Genomic DNA, 18,746 nt, shown 5'->3' on the forward strand with positions numbered 1-18,746 from the left:
GCCGTCAGCCGAGACGAGCGCCGTTCACCGGTCGTGTGACCCTCGGCCTCGAGACCAGTCTACGTCGAGCAGGTCGGACAGCGACGGCCCGCGACCCAGTCACTTTCGGGGACGGCGGTCGCACTCGTTACCGTTGAGCCCCGACCACACGCCGTCGTCGCCGATCGTCGCGGGACGTCCGTGGTCGTTATCGACGAGTAACCGGACGACCGAGGCAGGGCCGACCTCGAGCGTGAGCGAGCCGTCACGGTCGACTGATTCGATGGCGGTGTCCACCGCGTAGACGTCCGGTTCCTCCCACGAGTCCTGGAAGTCGTGCGGAAGCGGTCGCTCGGACGCGGTCGCGCGGTGGCGAGTGATCGCCACAGACTTGCCGGCGTACTTCTCGGGGAGATCGATCGTGACCTCGCCGTGCTCCCGGAGGTTCCGATTCGTGAGGAAGACGCACAGTTCTTTGCCCCGCTTGTTCTGCATGGCGGCGGCGTCGACGTAGGGAACGTCCTCCATGGGGTCGATGCGCGGTCCGGTGTCGGGGATGTCACGGCCGTCGCCGTCGATCTCGGTATCGACCGCGTGCCACTCGGCGTTGGTCTCGAACACCGCCGAGTAGAGACCGAACACCGATCCCGCCGGCGCCAGCGGGTTCGGATCCGGCGGCGCCTCGGTGAACTCCGGCGGGAACATGCGCACGGGCACCCACGTCTGAGAGGCCTCGACGACGGTCTCGCTCTGCCGGATGAACGAGTTGAGCATGCCCGCGATATAGGAGCCGCCCGGCATCGTCTCCGGGCCGGGGTACGGATCGCCCTCGTTGACCGACGGAAAGAGCCCGTACTCGCCGACGTTGATCCGGAAGTCCTCGATCCCCGCGTCGGCGGCTTCGGCGCTGAGGTCGTCCATCAACACCCCGAACTGCGTCGGGAACATGACCAGCACCTCGTTGTAGTCGATGGCGTCCGCGTCGTTCTCGTCGAACCACGCGTCTCGCGCCTCTTGGTCCTCGATACCCCAGTTGTAGCGGTGGAGGTCCAGCCCGTCGATGCGGTCTCCGGACTCCTCGAACAGCGTCCCGTTCCACTCGTCGGGATCCGGCGTCTCCGCCTCGTCGTAGCCCGGATCCATCCCGTCCGCGAGGACGGTAATGGAATCGTCGACTGCCATCATCGCGTCGTAGTACTCGTTGAACCCGATCCGCTCCTCGGAGCCGCTCGCGTACTCGGAGGGATCGGCGGTGTGGCCGCGCTGCCACGGCCCCCAGACCTCGTTGCCGACTTCCCAGTGTTTGACGTCGTACGGCTCCGGGTGGCCGTTCTCGGCGCGCAGCGCGCCCATCTCCGTCTCCGTCGACCCGTTACAGTACTCGACCCAGTCGGCGGCGTCTTCGGGGAGGATCTGGCGCTCCGAGGCCCACTCGCCGGGGTTGTCCCACCAGCCGATAGTCAGTCGCGGCGTGAGGTCGGCGATCTCGCACAGCTCGAGGTACTCGTCGATGCCGAAGTAGTTCGGATTGACGCCGCCCCACGCGTGATTGAAGCGCATCGGCCGCTCGTCGAGCGGACCGATGCCGTCGCGCCAGTTGTACTGGCTCGTGAAGTTCCCGCCCGGCCACTTCAGCCAGGTCGTGTTCTGCTCTCGCATCAACTCGACGGTCGACGGGTTGAACTTGCCGTTGATCGCGTCGTCGGCCCCGAGGGTGATCCAGTCGAGATCGACGTGACCGCTTCCCTCGGCGGTGAACTCGAGGACGTACTCCCCGTAGGGGGTGTCGACGTTCGCGACCGAGCCGGCGACGTACTGATCGCCGCTGGCCTCGCTCAATTCGAGCGCGAGCTCGTGGCGGGTCCAGTCGTCGGTGACGTCGACGTCGGCGGTCGCGAGGGTCTCACCGTCAAGCGTCGTGATGGCGGCGGTGACCGACTCGAGACCGTCGCCGCGCACCGAGAACGAGAGGTCGTAGCCCAGCGTGCGGAAGTCTGGCAGGACGATCTTCTGTGAGATCCCTCCACGGGCGTCCTCGAGGGAGACCCGCTGGTAGTTCGTCGTATCCACGGCGGCGACGCCGCCCTCGCGCTGCTCGAAAGAGACCCCGGAGTTATCGACGGGTTCCCACGGGAACGGGACGTTCTCGTGGCGTGCTATCGATTCGGGATCGAAGCGCGTCTTCGGGCCGAAGTAATCGTCTTCCGACCACGTTCTCGGATAGAACGAGTTGTTCTTGACGTGTTCGGAGTAGACGCCGGGGTAAATCGTCCCCGACTCGTAGTGCTCGCAGAGCCGGCCGAACAACTGGTCGGACACCTCGTCTTCGGTCCGTTCCGAGAGGTCCAGCGAGACGGTGTTCCGGATGCCGTCACCGGATTCGGCTCCAGTGTGCGAATCGGCCGCCGCCGTTCCGGTCGCGGCCCCGGCCACGACCATCGACTGGAGCGTCAGAAAGCGTCGGCGAGAGACGATCCCGCTACCGTCATCGGCGTCAGTACGACTGCCAGCGGACCTGTGGTTGTTACCACGAACCATGCAAACATCCTTCATTGCCGTTTATTAAATATTCTTCGAAAATATCTGATTTAGAGATAGATCAGAGATGTACTATTGAAGTGCGTTCCTTCTAAAGGAGTTTTTCGCCGATTGTCCACCACTGTTGACTCAGTGTTCGACTGACTGCCATGCGAGTTCTGTGCGACCGGTCTGGTCTCGAATAATTGGTCCGATCAGCGAAATCGATTCGTTCTATCGAAACGCCGTTCTTCCCGCTCTGGGCGCCGCGGCGACCGTGAGCGACCGGACGAGAGTTACACCTCTGGTGGGTTACGCCGTCTGTACGTTGATATCAGCCGCCTCGAGTTCGGTGGGGAACGTCTCGAGGACGGAGAGTCGTCGCCTTCGTCCCGGTCGCTGTTGACCGATCACGGTCGTCCGCGGATCATCGCGACGCCCGCAGATTACGACGACGATCCGTCAGCCTTCTCATCAGTTCTTGTTGGAGCCACTATTTTCAAAAAATTATTATACACCGGTACAGATAGCTATTCCCGCATGGTTGATAGTCATGATCACACAGGGTTGAATCGGCGAAGCGTACTGAAGACGATCGGCGCCGGCGCGCTCGGTGCGGGCGTCATCGCGACGAGCGGGACGACGGTCGCCGACGAGAGTTCGACGCATTACCACAATCCGGTCGGACCGGTCGGGTTCGGAGACGTAACCGTCATTCAGGCCGGCGACGGAACCTACTACGCGTACGGAACCGAGACGCCGGAGGACATCGTTCCGATCGCGACCTCGGACGATCTGGTAGACTGGACGTACATCGACTCGGCGTTCGACAGCTACCCCGACTGGCGGGACGATCCGGACGCCGGGGTCTGGGCGCCCGACATCAACTACTACAACGGCCAGTACTACCTCTATTACTCCTACTCGACGTGGGGGAGCCAGGACAATCCGGGGATCGGCGTCGCGCTCTCGGACACACCGGACGGTCCGTTCGAGGATCAGGGGCCGGTGTTCAGGGCCGAAGACCTCGGGATGACCAACTGCATCGACTCGGAGTTCCGCGTCGTCGACGGCACTCCCTACATGATCTGGGGGAGTTTCTACGGGTTCTACGGCGTCGAACTCACGAGCGACGGGATGGACTACGTCCCGGATACGACGTTCCACTTGGCGGGTGACAATCGCGAAGGCCCGATGGTCATCGAAGAGAACGGCTACTACTACCTGTTCTACTCGACTGGCCACTGCTGTGAGGGGTACGACAGCACCTACGAGGTCGAAGTCGGCCGCTCCGAATCGTTCTTCGGCCCCTACTACAACCAGAACGGGACCGACCTGCGCGACCTGAACGAGCACCGCAGCGGCGTGTCGGTCCTCAACGGGACGGACGAGTTCACCGGTCCGGGTCACAACACCGCGATCCAGGACGAGAACGGCGACTGGTGGATGCTCTACCACGTCGAGGCCACGGCGGACCAGGAGACCCGCATCATGATGATCGATCGAATCCAGTGGGAGAACGGCTGGCCGGTCGTCGCCTGTGACGGGACGCCGAGCACGCAGAGCCCGATGCCGAACACCGGCAGCTACGACTGCGGCGCCGTCACCAGCGGTATCGGCATCAGCGAGGGGACCTACGCGATCACGAACGTCAACAGCGGCAAGCGCCTCGAGGTCGCCAGCGCCGGAACGAGTGACGGCGACAACGTTCAGCAGTACAGCGATACGGGACACGCCTGCCAGCAGTGGGACGTAATCGAGACGGACGACCACGAGACGTTCCACCTTCGAAACGTCAACAGCGGGAAGCTCATGGAGGTGGCCGGCGCCGACACGAGCGACGGAGCGACCGTCCAGCAGTACGCCGACACCGGGCACGCGACCCAAGACTGGCACATCGTCGACAACGGTGACGGTACCTACCGCATCGAGAACGCCAACAGCGGCAAGGTCGCCGAGGTCAACGGTGCGTCGACGGACGACGGTGCCGACGTCATCCAGTGGTCGTGGAACGGCGGCGCGAACCAGCGGTGGACGTTCGATCTGGTGTAACGGGTCGAGACGCACTCGCCCGACCACCGGCGAAGAAGAGAGTTCCAATCGCGACGAGCGAACGGAACAGCATCCCGCCGACCGGCTACCGCCGTCTCCCGGTCGCCGGTTCGTGCGGCCTCACTCGATGTCGACCGGTTCGCCCCGCTCGGCGGACTCGTGGACGGCTTCGATGATCCGCATGTCCTGTAGGCCGTGGCGGCCGTCGGGGTAGATCTCGCCGTCGCCGAGGATGCGGTCGGCGAAGTAGTCGAACTCCTCTTCCATCTCGCGTTCGGCGTCGAAGCTCTCGTGGTCGACCGTGACCGAGACGTCGCCCCGCGAGAGGTGCAGCGAACACTCCCCGTGGAAGGCGGGCCGGAGATCGATCTGACCCTCCGTCCCCGTGATCTTGAGGTGGGTGTCCTCGTGGGCGTTCTGGCTCGACGTCGAGATCATCTGGACGTCGTCCTCGAAGACGAACAGCGACGAGGAGCGCTCGTCCGGCACGTCGTCGAACGCCTCGTGGTTCGAGACCATCTGGGACTGCACGCTGACGGGGTCCCGTCGGAGCAGGAATCGGGTCGTGTTGATCGAGTAGATGCCGAGATCCATCACCGACGTCCCGTACCCGCTCAGGTCGGGATCGAGGCGCCACTGGTCCGGATCGGGGATCATCTCGAGCAGCGGCTGGCTGTTGTGCCCGTAAACGGACACCGGCTCGCCGATAAAGCCGTCCGCGATCAGCTCGCGCGCCCGCTGGACCGCCGGATCGGTGTGCATCCGGTAGGCGATCATCAGCGGCACGTCCGCCGACTCGCAGGTCTCGACCAGCGACTCGGCGCGCTCGACGGTCGATTCCATCGGTTTCTCGCACAGAATCGCCTTGTCCAGTTCGGCCGCGGTCTCGGCGTACTCGAGGTGGTAGGCGTTCGGCGTCCCGATGTAGACGGCGTCGTACTCGTCGCTGGCCGCGCCGTCGTGGAACTCGTCGTAGCTGATCCCTTCCGGGACGTCGTTCTCCTCGGCGAGTCGGGAGGCCTTCTCCGTCGAACTGCTGACGAGGACCGTGACCTCGCCCAGATCGGAGGATTCGATCGCCGGAAGCGCGACGTCGATCGTCCACCAGCCCAGCCCGATGAGGGCGTATCGGACGGTTCCGTCGTCGGTCGTTTGCCACGTTCGTTCTTCGTAATTGTCGATCCAGTCGAGCATGTCAGACGGTTGTTTCCGATCCGATAAAAAACGCCCGATGAGGCTGTGTAGCGGGGCACACAGCGGTATCGTCGCGCTGGTTTCTGACAGTCAGCTCGACTCGAGAACGGCGAGGGGCGCGCCTCGAGGCGACTGACCGGGACGCCGATCGAGATTCGGTAGCCTCCGGTCAGCAGCCGGATCAGTTTTCGGAATCGAGCGCAAAATCGGAGCGGCATAGAGGACCACAAGAGTTCTGCTATGTAGAACAGTGTTCGCATTCGTGAGTGCCTCCTTCTTTTTCGCGAACGCCACTGACAGTACCTCTCACCGCGGTAGTTCGATCACAGGGTGAAGATAGTCGCCTATGAATACAGTAGTACGACTGTAAATAGATGGGCCGCCGGACGGAGAGAGCCCGATATCGACGGAAACGGCTACTAAGAAGTACCGAGAGTTATAGAGCAGTTATAGAGAACGGGACCTGAAAGGAGTTGACCGTAATTCTATTTCCCTCTTATCGATCGTGACAAACCGCGCTGTCCCGTCCCGAACGGGCTCTACAGTGATCGTGACTGAGACGACGGACGGAGGTCGCTACCGGAGAACTAGCCGATCGACACGAGCCGTGCTGTTGAAGCAGATAGTGGAACGCCTGTCGGACTGCTCGTCGCCGCTGAGGAGATCGCACCGACCGATTACACACGCACTCGCGGCGGGACACCCGCCGAACGGGATCCGACGCTACGGCAGCACCGCGTTCGGCGTCCCGGTGAACGAGAGATCCCGGTTCTTAATCGCGTCGCCGCTGGCGCCGTCGAAGAGGTGAATCGCCGACTCGGGAAACTCGACGTCGACGCGGTCGCCGGCGCTCACGTTCGGAACTCCCTCGGTCGTCACGACGAACTCGTCATCGGCCGCCATCCCGTCGAACCGTAGGTGGATGATGTTCTCGTTCCCCATCGGCTCGACGACGAGGACTTCGGCCTCGAGCTGTCGGTCGCTGTGCTCGGTATCGCCGAGTCGGACGTCCTCCGGTCGGATGCCGAGGACGAGGTCGCGTCCCGACTCGAGGTCGTGGCGCGACTCCTGGGACAACGGATACTCGAAGTAGTCGGTGACGAGCGCGTCGTTCTCGAGCGTTCCGTCGAAGAAGTTCATCGACGGCTCGCCGATGAAACTCGCGACGAACAGGTTGTTCGGCTCGTGGTAACACTCGAGCGGGGTGCCGACTTGCTGGAGTTCGCCCTCGTTTAAGACGGCGATCCGGTCGCCCATCGTCATCGCCTCCGTCTGATCGTGGGTCACGTAGACCGTCGTCACGTCCAGTTGTTCCTGCAGGTGCTGGAGTTCCGTTCGCATCTCGGCGCGCAACTTCGCGTCGAGATTGGAGAGGGGTTCGTCCATGAGGAAGACGTCGGGGTCGCGAACGATGGCCCGGCCGAGTGCGACCCGCTGTTGCTGGCCGCCCGAGAGTTCGCCCGGCTTGCGGTCGAGCAGGTCCTCGATTCCCATCATCGCCGCCGTCTCTTCGACCGTCTCGGCGATCGCGGAATCGGAGAGCTCCGTCGATTCCTCGAGCCCGAAGGACATGTTCGAACGGACGGTCTTGTGGGGATACAGCGCGTACGACTGGAAGACCATCGCGATGTCCCGTTCCTGTGCCGAGACGTCGTTTATCGTTCGGCCGCCGAGTCTGATCTCTCCTTCGGTGATCTCCTCGAGGCCGGCGATCATCCGCAGCGTCGTCGACTTCCCGCAGCCGGAGGGGCCGACGAGGACGAGGAAGTCCCCGTCGGGAACCTCGACGGAGATGTCCTGAACGGCAACGACGCTCGACTCTCCGCTCCGGTACTCCTTGGTTACGTCGTCGATTTCTAAGCGTGCCATGTTAGATCGTGAGTTCGCGCGCGGTTTCGAGCCGCCGGTTACGAAGCACTTCGCCGGTTTCGCCGTCGAAGACGTGAACGGCGTCCGGTTCGATGGTGACGATGACCGACTCGCCAGCGTTGACGATGTGCATCCCGTCGGTGACGGCACGGATGGCGTCGTGGCTGGCCTCGTCCTCGGCGTGCGTGAGGGTCACGACGTTCTGGTCGCCGTGAGTCTCGGTGACAGTGACGGTCATCCGGAACTCGTGCGGACCGAGGCTCTCCAGCGCCGATTCGCCGGCGTGGCGAACGTCGATTGCTTCGGGTCGAATCCCGAGGACGAGGTCGTCGGTATCGCCGACGGCCTGCTCGAGGCGCTCGTCGAACGGATACTCGATGTATTCGCCGGCGAACCCCTTCTCGGAGCGACTCCCGTGGAGGAAGTTCATCATGGGCTCGCCGATGAAGCCGGCCACGAACTGGTTTTCGGGCGCGTGATAGAGCTCGAGCGGTTCGCCTACCTGCTGGAGCCGCCCGTCGTTCAACACGGCGATCCGGTCGCCCATCGTCATGGCTTCCGTCTGGTTGTGGGTCACGTAGACCGTCGTGACGTCCAAGTCCTCCTGCAGGCGCTGGAGTTCCGTCCGCATCTGGGTCCGGAGTTTGGCGTCGAGATTCGCGAGCGGCTCGTCCATCAGGAAGACCTCGGGATCGCGCACGATCGCTCGCCCGAGCGCGACCCGCTGTTGCTGACCGCCCGAGAGCTCGCCCGGTTTGCGATCCAGCAAGTCGTCGATGCCGAGAGTCTCGGCGACCTCCTCGACCCGCTCGTCCCGCTCGTCGGGGGTGTACCCCGGTTCCTCTTCCAGACCGAACCGAATGTTCTCCCGGATAGTCATGTGCGGATAGAGGGCGTAATCCTGGAAGACCATCGCGATGTCGCGGTTCTGCGGAACGCGATAGTTCATGTGCTCGCCGGCGATGTAGAGTTCCCCGGACGTCGGCGTCTCGAGCCCGGCCAACATCCGCAGCGTCGTCGACTTCCCGCAGCCGGAGGGACCGACCAACACGAGAAATTCGCTGTCCTCGATGTCGAACGTCACGTCATCGACGGCGACCGTCTCTCCGAATCGCTTCGTCAGCTGCTCGAGTTGAATTCGTCCCATGAGTTATGCACTCTCCGTTTCCAGTCCTTTGGCGAACTGCTCGGCGAACGCGACGTACAGGATGATCGTCGGCAGTGCCGCGAGGAACGCCGCCGCCATCCGAATTCCGAAGTCGATTCCGGACGTCGACGCCCCGACCGTCGGAATGATCAGCGTGATCGGCGCTTCTGACGAATTCGCGCTCGTAACCAGGGTAAACGAGAACAGGAACTCGTTGTAAATCTGGGTGAACTGGTAGATGAAGACGACGCCGAACATCGGTTTCGAGATCGGCAGAATGATGCGTCGATAGATCTTGGTGATGCTCGCACCGTCGATTTTGGCCGCCTCGACCAGCGAGTTCGGGAGGCTCTGGTAATACGATCGGAACAGGAGCATACAGATCGGGATCCCGTAGGCGACGTGTGTGACGATCAGCGGCACGAGAGCCGAGTGGTAGCCCTGGATCAGCGGCACGATGGAAAACAGCGGCTCCAGCATGTCCGCGATCGGGAAGATGTTGTTCCAGAACCGCGCCAGCGGCACCAGCACGGCCTGGTACGGGACGAAGATCCCGATCAGGAACAGGACCAGAATCCCCAGCTGGCCGCGCCATCGGACCATCGTGAGCCCGAACGCCGCCATACTCGCGAGCAACACGTTGATGATCGTCGCCGGAATCGCCATCAGCAACGAGTTGACGAACGCGTGCGAGAGTCGGCCGAACGCGTACTCGAGGTTGGCCAGCGTGAAGCCGTCACCCAGCGGCGGCATGAACGGGAGCGTGTTGGCGACGGCGTTGCTCGTTTTTAGCGCCGTCATGATCCCCGTTATCAGTGGGAGGAGAAAGAACCCGAGGAAGAGGATGATTATCGTGTAGTGGCCGATCCGTCTGAGGTTGACGTCTTCGACGACCGATGCGACATCGAGGGCGGTGTCGGATGTTGATTGTGACATTGTCAGAGCGACCCCTGTCGGTGCTGGAAGATGAGATACGGCGCGATGACGGCGAGCGACAGTAAGAGCAGCATCGTCGCGATCGCCGCACCGTAGGCCCACTGTCCGTACTGGAACGCTTCGCGAACCATCAGCGTCGCCAGGATATCGGTTCCGTTCGGCGGCCGGTAGTTGCCGGTGATCGCGTACAGGAAGTCGAACGCCTTGAGGGCGAATAACATCAGGACGACGGCGGCGCCGACGGACGCTTGCTTGAGTTGCGGAATAATGATCCGAACGTACGTCTTGGTCGTGCTCGCGCCGTCGACTTTCGCCGCTTCGAACTGGTCCGACGGGAGCGACTGGAGGCCGGCCAGAAAGACGACCATCGCGTAGCCGCTGAACTGCCAGACCAGCGCGAAGATCACGGCTGCGAGTGAGAGTTTGGGGTTACCCAACCAATCGATCGGTTCGAACCCGAACGTCGTTACGAGAACGTTCAACATCCCGTTGCTCCCAGGGCTGTACATCCACAACCAGAGCTGTGCCGTCACGACGAACGAGAGGGCCATCGGGAGGAGGTAGATCGTCTGGATCGTCTCCTTGTATCTGATTCCGTAATCGAGGAGGACCGCGAGGAACAGTCCAAGCCCCAGCGAGATCGACGTGAAACCGACGAGCAGGACGAAGTTTTGGAACGCAGCGGCCCGGAACGATCCGTCCGCAAGCGCTCTACGGTACATCTCCAGATCGAGGCTGGAAAACGACGGTCGGGCGATTCCCGCGTAGTCCGTAAAGGAAATCGCGAGGTTGTAGCCGATCCCGCCGTACACCGCGATCCCCATGAGGAGAAACGGAATCCCCCAGTACGGCGACGACCGAACGAAGTCGCTGTTGAGGAAATACCGGAGTTTTGTCTGCCAGTCGACCCGCTCCTCAGACGGACCCGTCGCCGTCTCCGTAGTTTCAGTCGTGTCGTGTGTTGTCATCTGACTTTTTCCTTCGGTTTCTCATATTAATACGGTTGTTGTGGCGTGTCGATCTCATAGCGGACGAGTTTCGTTATTCGGAGACGGCATTGAGCAGGGCGTCCGCGGCTGCATCGGCATCGTACGGACCCATGAAGTGATCGCCGATCGCACCCTCACAATCGTTCTGCTGTTGGGGTTCGACGGCGAGGCCGTGTGCGAGCGTCGGCGGATACCGCTCAGAATTGAGGAGGTCCTCGTACGTCATCGCCAGGAAGTCCGTCAACTCGCTCGAGTCGATGTCCGTTCGAAGCGGTACCGATCCCTTGAGATTGTTGAACTCGATCTGTGCCTCCGCCGTCCCGACGAATTTCTGCCACTCGATCGTATCCTCCGGACTCGGGTTGTCACCGGGGGCGATGAAGGCGTCGAGGTGGTAGAAGTACGTCCCCTCGGTTCCGGGGAAGGGGATCCAGTCCCAGTCCTCGCCGAACTCGACGTCGTACTCGTCGGATCGGTACATCCCGTACTGCCAGTTTCCGCCGTGAATACACGCGGCCTCGCCGGCGATCAGTTTCTGCGCGGCCTGCGTGTAGCCGATCGACGATGCGTCGTCGGAGATATAGTTCTCCTGGATCTCCTGGAGCGTTTCCAGCGCGTCGATCACCGCGTCCCTGTCGCCGTTGCCCTCGATAAAGTCCATGTAGGCGTCGACTCCGGACTGGCTCGAGAGGATCTGAACCCACGTCTGCAAGCCGAGGAACGCTGACCGCATCCCGTGAGCGAACGGGATGTAATCGGTGTCCTGATCGATCGTCTCGAGGGCGTCCATGAGGTCGGACATACTCCCGAGGTCCTCCGCATTGATCCCCGCCTCGTCGAAGGCGGCCGTGTTGTAGAACAGGTTGTTCATCCGGTGTGAGCCGACCGGGACCGCCGGCATCTTGTCGTTGTACGTACAGAGTTCGACGGCACGCTCCTGGATGTTGTCCTTCAGTCCGTCGGCCTCCCAGACGTCCTCCTCGAGATCCATGAGGACGCCTTCGTACCGCTTGAGATTGTTGCCCGGCCAGTTGGCGAACGAACTCATCGGGTTCTCGTTCGTCAACCGCTGCAGGACGGCCGTATTCAGTTCGACGTTCCCGTCGCCGCCGACGGCTTCGAAGGTTCCGTCGATATCGGAGTGTTGCTCCTTGAACGCCTCGGTGAGCGTCTCGATCGCAGCCGCCCCGTCACCGCCGGTCCAGCCGTGGAGCACTTCGAGTCCGTCGTCTTCGCTATCGGTACAGCCCGCTAATCCGGCCACAGCACCCGCCGCAATCCCACTGAGATACGTTCGTCTATCGAGTCCATTAGTCAGTTTGTCATTCTCGACCATGCTAATCGGCAGATTTCCACACACATTAATAAAATTACCGAATTGGACGTATTCTAACTCGAGCGTAGATGCAAATAGGAGCGCCTCATCGGCGATCTTTCGTGAATTGCAGATTAAAACGCGCAAGGGTCGAACGAGATCACGACGACGCGGGCCGCCGATTGGATCGGCTGGACTAGTTACCCGACGTTCGTCGACGTCGTTCGCTCAGACTTCGACGACGGTGTTCGAGAGCGTCCCGATCTCCTCGAGGCCGATACTGACCTCGTCGCCCTCCCGAAGCGTGAACCCCTCATCGGGAACCAGCGACGTTCCGGTGAGGAGGACCGAAACGTCAGGGACGGCGTCGTGGGCAACGTGGCAGTCCACCAGCTCCTCGACGGAACGCTCCATCTCGTTCGTTCGCGTCGACTCGTCGTACAGGACCTCGCCGTCGCGGCTGATCGTCATCCACATCTCGAGATCGTGCGGATCGTCGATCGACTCGGCCGAACGGATGCACGGGCCGATCGAACAGCACTTGTCGTACACTTTCGCCTGGGGGAGATAGAGCGGGTTCTCGCCCTCGATCGAGCGACTGCTCATGTCGTTGCCGACCGTGTAGCCGACGATCTCGTCCTCGAAGAGGACGACCCCCAGCTCCGGTTCGGGGACGTCCCACTCGGAGTCGCCGCGGATGCCGACGCTCTCGTCGGAACCGACGGTTCTGCTCGGCGTCGCCTTGAAGAACACCTCCGGACGGTCGCTCTCGTAGACGTCGAGATACATCTCCGGCATCCCGCTTTCGGCTTTGCGCGCCTCCTCGCTGATACGGTACGTGACGCCTGCCGCCCACACCTCGCCCGACGAAACGGGCGCCGACGGGGGCGTTTCGTCCAAGACGTCCGACGAGAGAACGGTCGCATCCTCGCACAGTCGGTCGGCGATCGTATCGATCGATTCCTTCGCGATCGCCGCCGCCCGAAGGAGGTCCTCGAACGTCCGTAGCTGGTCCGTTGCCGCGGTGAGATCGTACAGCGATCCCTCCGTTTTCACGACGAGACGGGGGGCGTTCCCCTCGTGGAGCTGGTAGTAACGCATGTCGCTACGTCCTTTCTACCCGACGATATTAGCTCTGGTGCCGTGCTCCTCGAATCGGTACGCGAGAGCGAACCGTGAGAAACGGCTCTCTACACCCGTCGTCGGCTCAGTTCGTCCGTTCGACGGCGTTCGCCTCGAGCCATCAGCGTTTGGTTCACGCCGATCGCCACCACGAGGTGGCGAGGCCGTCTGAAACAGGTCTACTCCCCGCAGAGCGCAGCGTCCCGGATCGCACGGGGGTTCGACGGGACGACGGCTGGCTCGGCGCTGCTCGACCGATCAGACTGGGTCGAAGTTCCACCGCTGGTTATCGCCGTCCAGCCAACTCCACTGGACGACGTCGGCGCCGTCGTCGGTCGACGCCTCTAGCACGTCCGCGACGTACCCGCTGGCGCCGTTCTCGAGTCGATACGAGCCGTCGCCCTCGATGAGACGCCAGCGCTGATCGGCGGCGTCCCCCCAGGCGCGCTGGACCAAACTGGCCCCCTCGCTCGTCGAACCGTCTGCGACCGACAGCACGTGTCCGGAGTGAACGTTCTCCAGTCGGTAGGTCCCGTCGTCGTGCTCGATGAGCTCCCACTCCTGGCACGGATGACCGGTATCCGACCACTGATTGACGGTCGCTCCCTCGGTGGTGTCCGCGTCCCCCACCTCCAGCAGTAGACCGCTATTGACGTTCGAGATTCGGTACGTTCCCGCGGAAAGCGGTCCGTCGCCGCCGTTATCGCCGCAGTGTGTGCCGCTACCCGGTACCGGGGAGACCTCGCTCGGCGTCCCGTCGCAGCCGATCACCGGCCAGCCGTTCTCCCAGTCGATCCGGTCCATCATGAGCACGCGCCGCGGGACGCCGTCGATGAACTCCGGATCGGTCGCGTCGTACGCGTGATAGAGCAGCCATTCCGAGCCGTCGTCGTACGTCGTGATGTCGCCGTGTGCTGCGCCCGGGAACCGATCGGTACCGGTGAGGACCGGCGTCCCCTGGTTATACTCGTTGTACTCCATCAAGTCGATGCCGTTCTGATCGACGTACGGCCCGAAGAAGTCCGTCGACCGGCCGACTTCGTACTCGTACGTGCTGCTGTGCCCTTCACAGCAGGTTCCGGTCGAAACGAACAGATAGTGGTACCCATTGCGCTCGTAGTGGATCGTTCCCTCGTAGGCGTCGCCGGCGACCTGCGTGACCGTCGCCATATCGACGTCCCGCAGGTCGGGCGTCAGTTCCGCGACGTAGATCCCCTGGAAGCTCCCCCAGAAGAGGTACGGCGTCCCCTGATACTCGACGAAGTAGGCGTCGATGGTTCCGCCGCCCGTGTCGCTGTCACCGATGACTTGTCCGTGATCGGTAAACGGTCCCCTCGGCGTGTCGGACGTCGCGAGGCCGATACCGAACTCGCCGCTCTCCCACGGACGCGGCTCGAGCGAGTAGAACATGATCCACTCGTCGTTGTAGTAGTGGATGTTGGGTGCCCAGATCGAGCCCTCGGTCCAACCGGGTCGCGCGTCGAACGCCTCGCCCTCGTAGGTCCAGTTCACCAGATCCGTCGAGGAGAGGACCGGAACGAGGAGTTCGTCGTCGGTATTTTCCCGGTTCATGTTCGTCCCGTAGGCCCACCACGTACCGTCGTCAGCGCGGTGAACTTCCGGATCCGGAAAGTGCGGTTCGTACAGCGGGTTATAGTAATGCTCGCCGCCGTGGTCGGCACTCCCCAATCCGCTACCCCCGAGCGCGCCCGCAGTACCGATCGCGCCGGCGCCGATCGCTTGCAGCACGGTACGTCGATTCGGATCACCGCAATCATGACTATCCGTCATGCGAGTCGACATCACTCATGCAGATATTTATAGATACTTGTAATTAATACCATGAATTATTATATATTACAATTATTGTAAAAGAATAATCCTCTGTTTCAAGCCTTCACCAGCGAGTGGAGAGAAACGGATTCGCTAATAGAGTACCGATACATTCCCCATCAGTAAGTGTCGTTCTCCTCTGGAGAATAATAGTGAGTGATACACCATGTCCTGTGCTACACGATATCAATCAAATAGGAAACACGATGTCGAATTACGTGAGAGATCGGGCGCCTCACAGCGCGCTTTAGTCGGAACCACAGTAGATCGGCGAAGTCCGATGTGCCGGCCAATAACGGTCGATACTCTCGACGACAGTACCGGCTTTTACAATCGTATACACGTAATAGAGCATCGCTACCGTTCAGTGGCCAATCAGAGCGAAGGCGATATCAACGCTAGCGGATTCGATACGTGCCCAGACGAAATCACGTTGTTATCGCCTTATACTGGATAGTCGTTCCAAGACATAGAATGCAATTCACTGCAAGTGTAGGCGAGTACGTGTAAGCGTTTCGCTGGCTACGATATCGAACTGGCGCCACGGGGTCGAAACGCATACTCGGTCCCTCGATATCGACACAACCCGACGACTATTCCAGACTGACTCGCTCGAGCCGACCGATCAGCGGGACAGACCGAGAACCGGCATGTTCATAGGTGTTCGCTGAGCCCCTCCGGTAGGGTCGTCGAAGATCGGTGTACATCTCATCGTACTCACGAACACCATGCAGTCGTAGCTCATCGAGCCGATGTTCCGACGACCCTATTTGCTGACCGTCGTCGCTTGCTTCCGGATGTCGAAGTCAGCAACGACTGACCGGATGAATACCACACGGAGTCGTGACTGCCTCACGGACGATATCAACGGACGTCTGGAGCATCACGCACGTATTCACGCTCCGCTCAGTAGCCGTACTGCGTCACTGTCAGCCGTTGTGAACGGTGACATCGTTGGCCGGCACTCAGGTGTCCACTCACCGGTGAATTACTTGGAATACGACGATCGTCGTAGTAACGCTTTAGTGATTGCCGATGTTTCCGCCGGTATGGAGTACAAGTGCTCCCGCTGTTCCCAACTGATCGTGCTCCGACAGCACCCCTCGAGTTGCCCACACTGCGGACATCCACCGCGACGCGGTGCCGACTAACGATTCGTCCGTCTCGAGACCGCAACCGACAGACGAGGAGACGAGAGTCGGATAGTCAAATCGCCGACGTCAGTGACCGTTTGGATTGGGTCGCCCCAAACTGACAAACTGAGCGCCAGCCGTCTCTTTCCGGTCCGCGACGAGAGGAATCATTCGAACCGCCGCGTCGATAGATGCACTACCCGTAGTCCGTGGCCCAAAGAAGGGAGTTCGTGCGGAGAGAACCGGTTGCGAGCAATTGAGACAGTGATTCGATGCCCGCCATTTTATATAGCGATATAAAATTTATCAACGGCTATGTCCCTGTTACAGCGGTCCAAACCATTGATACCAGTGAAAACTGATCAGGTCGAGGGTACACTTGATTAGCTCAATAATCAAGTGTGTTTTTGCGCGGGTCCGTCCCCTCCGGGAATCGCGATCGATGAATCCGGCATGAGACCGGCTTTTCGAGGGGGTTCGCGCATGAATTTTGAATCGACGTCAGTCGGAGAACTACTCGCGGAATTCCTCCGCTGAAAGGCGAAAGGGGCCAAGAGAGCGGGAACTACCGCCGAAATCTCGACTGCATCAAGGACTTTCTCAGCTGGCTCGAAACAGCCGTTCGAGACTATTCGAACCTACTACGCTTAGGTAAGCACCTACACTAGATGGTGGTTCGCGAAGGCTTCCTCGAGGCAAACTACGCATAGCGAAACGTCGCAAAGGAGCCGCTTCCAGAAAACAACAGACGCGGGTCAGGAGACCAACAGGCTTGGACGGACGAACATTGGTTACTGATCACCCGTCATGTCGACAAACAAGATCACGACGCTGCTGATGAGAAAGGGTTCGGTGCGATCAAAGAATACCGCGATCGGGCCCTTGTCTACGTCTCTGTTACTCTGGCGTTCGAGGCGGAGAGATCTTTGCGGATCCGAAAGAAGACCGGCGGAACGGGCTTCGGTGGGCCGACGTCTTCTTCGAAGATCAGAGGATGACCGTCTTCGCGAAGAAGCAGGACTGGTCCGATCGGTCGCTGACGAAACAGGCAGTTACTCCGATGAGACGCTACAAAGACCTTTTCGGGCCAGTGATCGACAAGCGGCCGGTCTTCCCGACATTCCACCTCCCGACGCTGTACAAAACGCTCCGGACGAGACTCCACGACGAGCACAGCTGGTCAGAAAACAAGATCGAAACCTTCGTCGACGATCTTACTGGACAGGCCGAGATATTCGAAGCCCCTATGAGCACGAGTTGGCGCCGTCTTCGATCAACACCGATGGTGCTCGTCGAGTCATGCGCCGGCTCTGTGAGGAAGCCAATCTCGAACTCGAGGGGAAACACGACTATCTCGTCCCCTACGGTGGACGTCGAGGTGCTGGTTCGCTAGCGTGGGTTCACTGCAGTTATCTGTCTGTTAGATAACATCGAGGGGCACTGTCTAGTTTAGCACCTCCGCTGGCGTCTATCCGTTGAGTGACTGGTGCGGTCGCTGTGTGTTATAGTAGTGTTCGAACTGTTCAAGATATTCTTGTACACTCGCCCGACTGCCCGCCCACGAGTGATGGAAGCAGTCGACACGCATTTTGAAGGTATAAAACCACTTTCGATCAGATTTCGATCGACATAGTCGGGCTGACCCCTCAACCTGAACCGAGAGAGGGCAGTCAGATAGTCGTAACCATCGGCAAGAAACACAGCCTTGGAGAGATCGTGTTTCTGGTCAATTTATGCAGAAACGCAGCGGCTGGATCAGTGCCTCGTCGTCCGAACACTGCGATATCGAGAATTAGCCGCGAGTCATGGACTATTGCAGTATATGGCCAAGACCATTCGCCGTTGATCTTGACAGCAGTTTCATCAATAGCGACCCGCGACGGCTTCACCGCCCTCAGAACGCTCCACGTTCTGCTGTCGAGGCGAATCTTCGATTCGCCGACCATTGGAGCGCAAAGCGCTCCAAGAGACCGCACGAGAGCTTCAATCTCGTGGACGCCGGCGGGTCTGGAACGCTGTCTGCCAGCCGATGTACCCAGTGCAGATTGCTTGGTGAGAGCGTTCAACGCTGAGAGGCGAAGAATCGCTTATGTCTCTCGAAGCGAATACCCGTCCGCTCACGCTCCTAATATTCATCAAATTCCGCCGTGTAGCATTCGCTGAGCGGGTCTGCGAGCGACATAGCCACACTAGCTCTACGACCTGCTCGCTTCTCAAACTGCGCTAACTAGACAGTACTGAAAACCTGAATATATGTAGTTACTAGCAAATATCTATGCAATAGCTTGCCTAATCCTGCCAAGAACCTTCATGGTTTTTCGCTGTATATGGGATATGCTCGACGAGATCATGGCAGCGTTAGCGAATGGACATCGTCGGCAGTTGTTGATCGGCCTTCTGGAACACAATCCGCAGGAAGCAGTGCAGACACCGGAAGGTGTGCAGGTCGACGGTGAGCAGTTAGCGGATCTCCAAGTCGAGATGTATCATAATCACCTGCCACGGTTAGAGGTGGCCGGATTCATCACGTGGGATCGGGAGCAGCACGTGGTCGAGAAAGGCCCGCAATTCGAGCAGATCAAGCCGGTGCTGGAAGTGTTCGAGGAGAACGCGGATGAACTACCAGTCGACTGGCCATGACTGGTCGGGGTCGGTGCCGC

12 protein-coding genes and 2 pseudogenes are annotated in these 18,746 nt (G+C 60.7%); 3 read left to right on the forward strand and 11 right to left on the reverse strand.

The genetic code is table 11. The annotated features are described in order from the left end of the window. Positions 1-99: 99 nt before the first annotated feature. Positions 100-2,517 (reverse strand): alpha-L-arabinofuranosidase, encoded by a 2,418-nt coding sequence (locus tag HTUR_RS21995; protein ID WP_226377562.1) that lies wholly within the window; start codon positions 2,515-2,517, stop codon positions 100-102. A 519-nt stretch (positions 2,518-3,036) separates the two neighbouring features. On the opposite strand from HTUR_RS21995, the gene HTUR_RS22000 reads away from it, so the two are divergent. Beyond that, positions 3,037-4,548, forward strand: a complete 1,512-nt coding sequence (locus HTUR_RS22000) for a family 43 glycosylhydrolase (protein ID WP_012945551.1) — start codon at positions 3,037-3,039, stop codon at positions 4,546-4,548. 120 nt (positions 4,549-4,668) lie between these two features. Here the strand turns inward: HTUR_RS22000 and gfo6 are convergent, their stop codons facing one another. The 8 genes from gfo6 to HTUR_RS22040 all read right to left on the reverse strand — a co-directional run bounded on the left by gfo6 (position 4,669) and on the right by HTUR_RS22040 (position 14,911). Next, complete coding sequence (gene gfo6, locus HTUR_RS22005; RefSeq protein WP_012945552.1) at positions 4,669-5,742, reverse strand: D-xylose 1-dehydrogenase Gfo6; 1,074 nt, start codon at positions 5,740-5,742, stop codon at positions 4,669-4,671. Between the two features lie 723 nt (positions 5,743-6,465). Then, positions 6,466-7,611 carry an ABC transporter ATP-binding protein gene (locus HTUR_RS22010; RefSeq protein ID WP_012945553.1) on the reverse strand — a complete coding sequence of 382 codons (1,146 nt, stop codon included), beginning with the start codon at positions 7,609-7,611 and terminating at the stop codon, positions 6,466-6,468. 1 nt (position 7,612) lies between these two features. Further along, positions 7,613-8,758 (reverse strand): ABC transporter ATP-binding protein, encoded by a 1,146-nt coding sequence (locus tag HTUR_RS22015; RefSeq protein ID WP_012945554.1) that lies wholly within the window; start codon positions 8,756-8,758, stop codon positions 7,613-7,615. A gap of 3 nt (positions 8,759-8,761) precedes the next feature. Further along, positions 8,762-9,694: a carbohydrate ABC transporter permease gene (locus HTUR_RS22020; RefSeq protein WP_012945555.1), complete on the reverse strand. Its 933-nt coding sequence runs from the start codon at positions 9,692-9,694 to the stop codon at positions 8,762-8,764. Positions 9,695-9,696: 2 nt separating this feature from the next. Continuing rightward, the gene (locus HTUR_RS22025) at positions 9,697-10,662 is read right to left on the reverse strand and encodes a carbohydrate ABC transporter permease (protein ID WP_012945556.1); all 966 of its coding nucleotides are present in this window, start codon (positions 10,660-10,662) and stop codon (positions 9,697-9,699) included. A gap of 73 nt (positions 10,663-10,735) precedes the next feature. Beyond that, positions 10,736-12,019, reverse strand: coding sequence for an ABC transporter substrate-binding protein (locus tag HTUR_RS22030; protein WP_012945557.1), 1,284 nt, complete (start codon positions 12,017-12,019; stop codon positions 10,736-10,738). A 207-nt stretch (positions 12,020-12,226) separates the two neighbouring features. After that, positions 12,227-13,099, reverse strand: coding sequence for a fumarylacetoacetate hydrolase family protein (locus HTUR_RS22035; protein ID WP_012945558.1), 873 nt, complete (start codon positions 13,097-13,099; stop codon positions 12,227-12,229). Between the two features lie 279 nt (positions 13,100-13,378). Continuing rightward, complete coding sequence (locus tag HTUR_RS22040; protein WP_012945559.1) at positions 13,379-14,911, reverse strand: family 43 glycosylhydrolase; 1,533 nt, start codon at positions 14,909-14,911, stop codon at positions 13,379-13,381. A 2,169-nt stretch (positions 14,912-17,080) separates the two neighbouring features. Here HTUR_RS22040 and HTUR_RS28575 point away from each other — a divergent pair. After that, complete coding sequence (locus tag HTUR_RS28575; RefSeq protein WP_049942036.1) at positions 17,081-17,479, forward strand: hypothetical protein; 399 nt, start codon at positions 17,081-17,083, stop codon at positions 17,477-17,479. A 75-nt stretch (positions 17,480-17,554) separates the two neighbouring features. Here HTUR_RS28575 and HTUR_RS25905 read toward each other — a convergent pair. Next, positions 17,555-17,969 (reverse strand): annotated as a pseudogene (locus HTUR_RS25905) (DDE-type integrase/transposase/recombinase); the annotation flags it as partial. A gap of 105 nt (positions 17,970-18,074) precedes the next feature. Continuing rightward, a pseudogene (locus HTUR_RS28690) lies at positions 18,075-18,159 on the reverse strand (IS6 family transposase); the annotation flags it as partial. A gap of 261 nt (positions 18,160-18,420) precedes the next feature. On the opposite strand from HTUR_RS28690, the gene HTUR_RS22050 reads away from it, so the two are divergent. After that, positions 18,421-18,726, forward strand: a complete 306-nt coding sequence (locus HTUR_RS22050; RefSeq protein WP_148225448.1) for a DUF7344 domain-containing protein — start codon at positions 18,421-18,423, stop codon at positions 18,724-18,726. The last annotated feature ends 20 nt before the right edge of the window (positions 18,727-18,746 follow it).

The sequence above is a fragment of the Haloterrigena turkmenica DSM 5511 genome, from assembly GCF_000025325.1.
Taxonomy (GTDB): Archaea; Halobacteriota; Halobacteria; order Halobacteriales; family Natrialbaceae; genus Haloterrigena; species Haloterrigena turkmenica.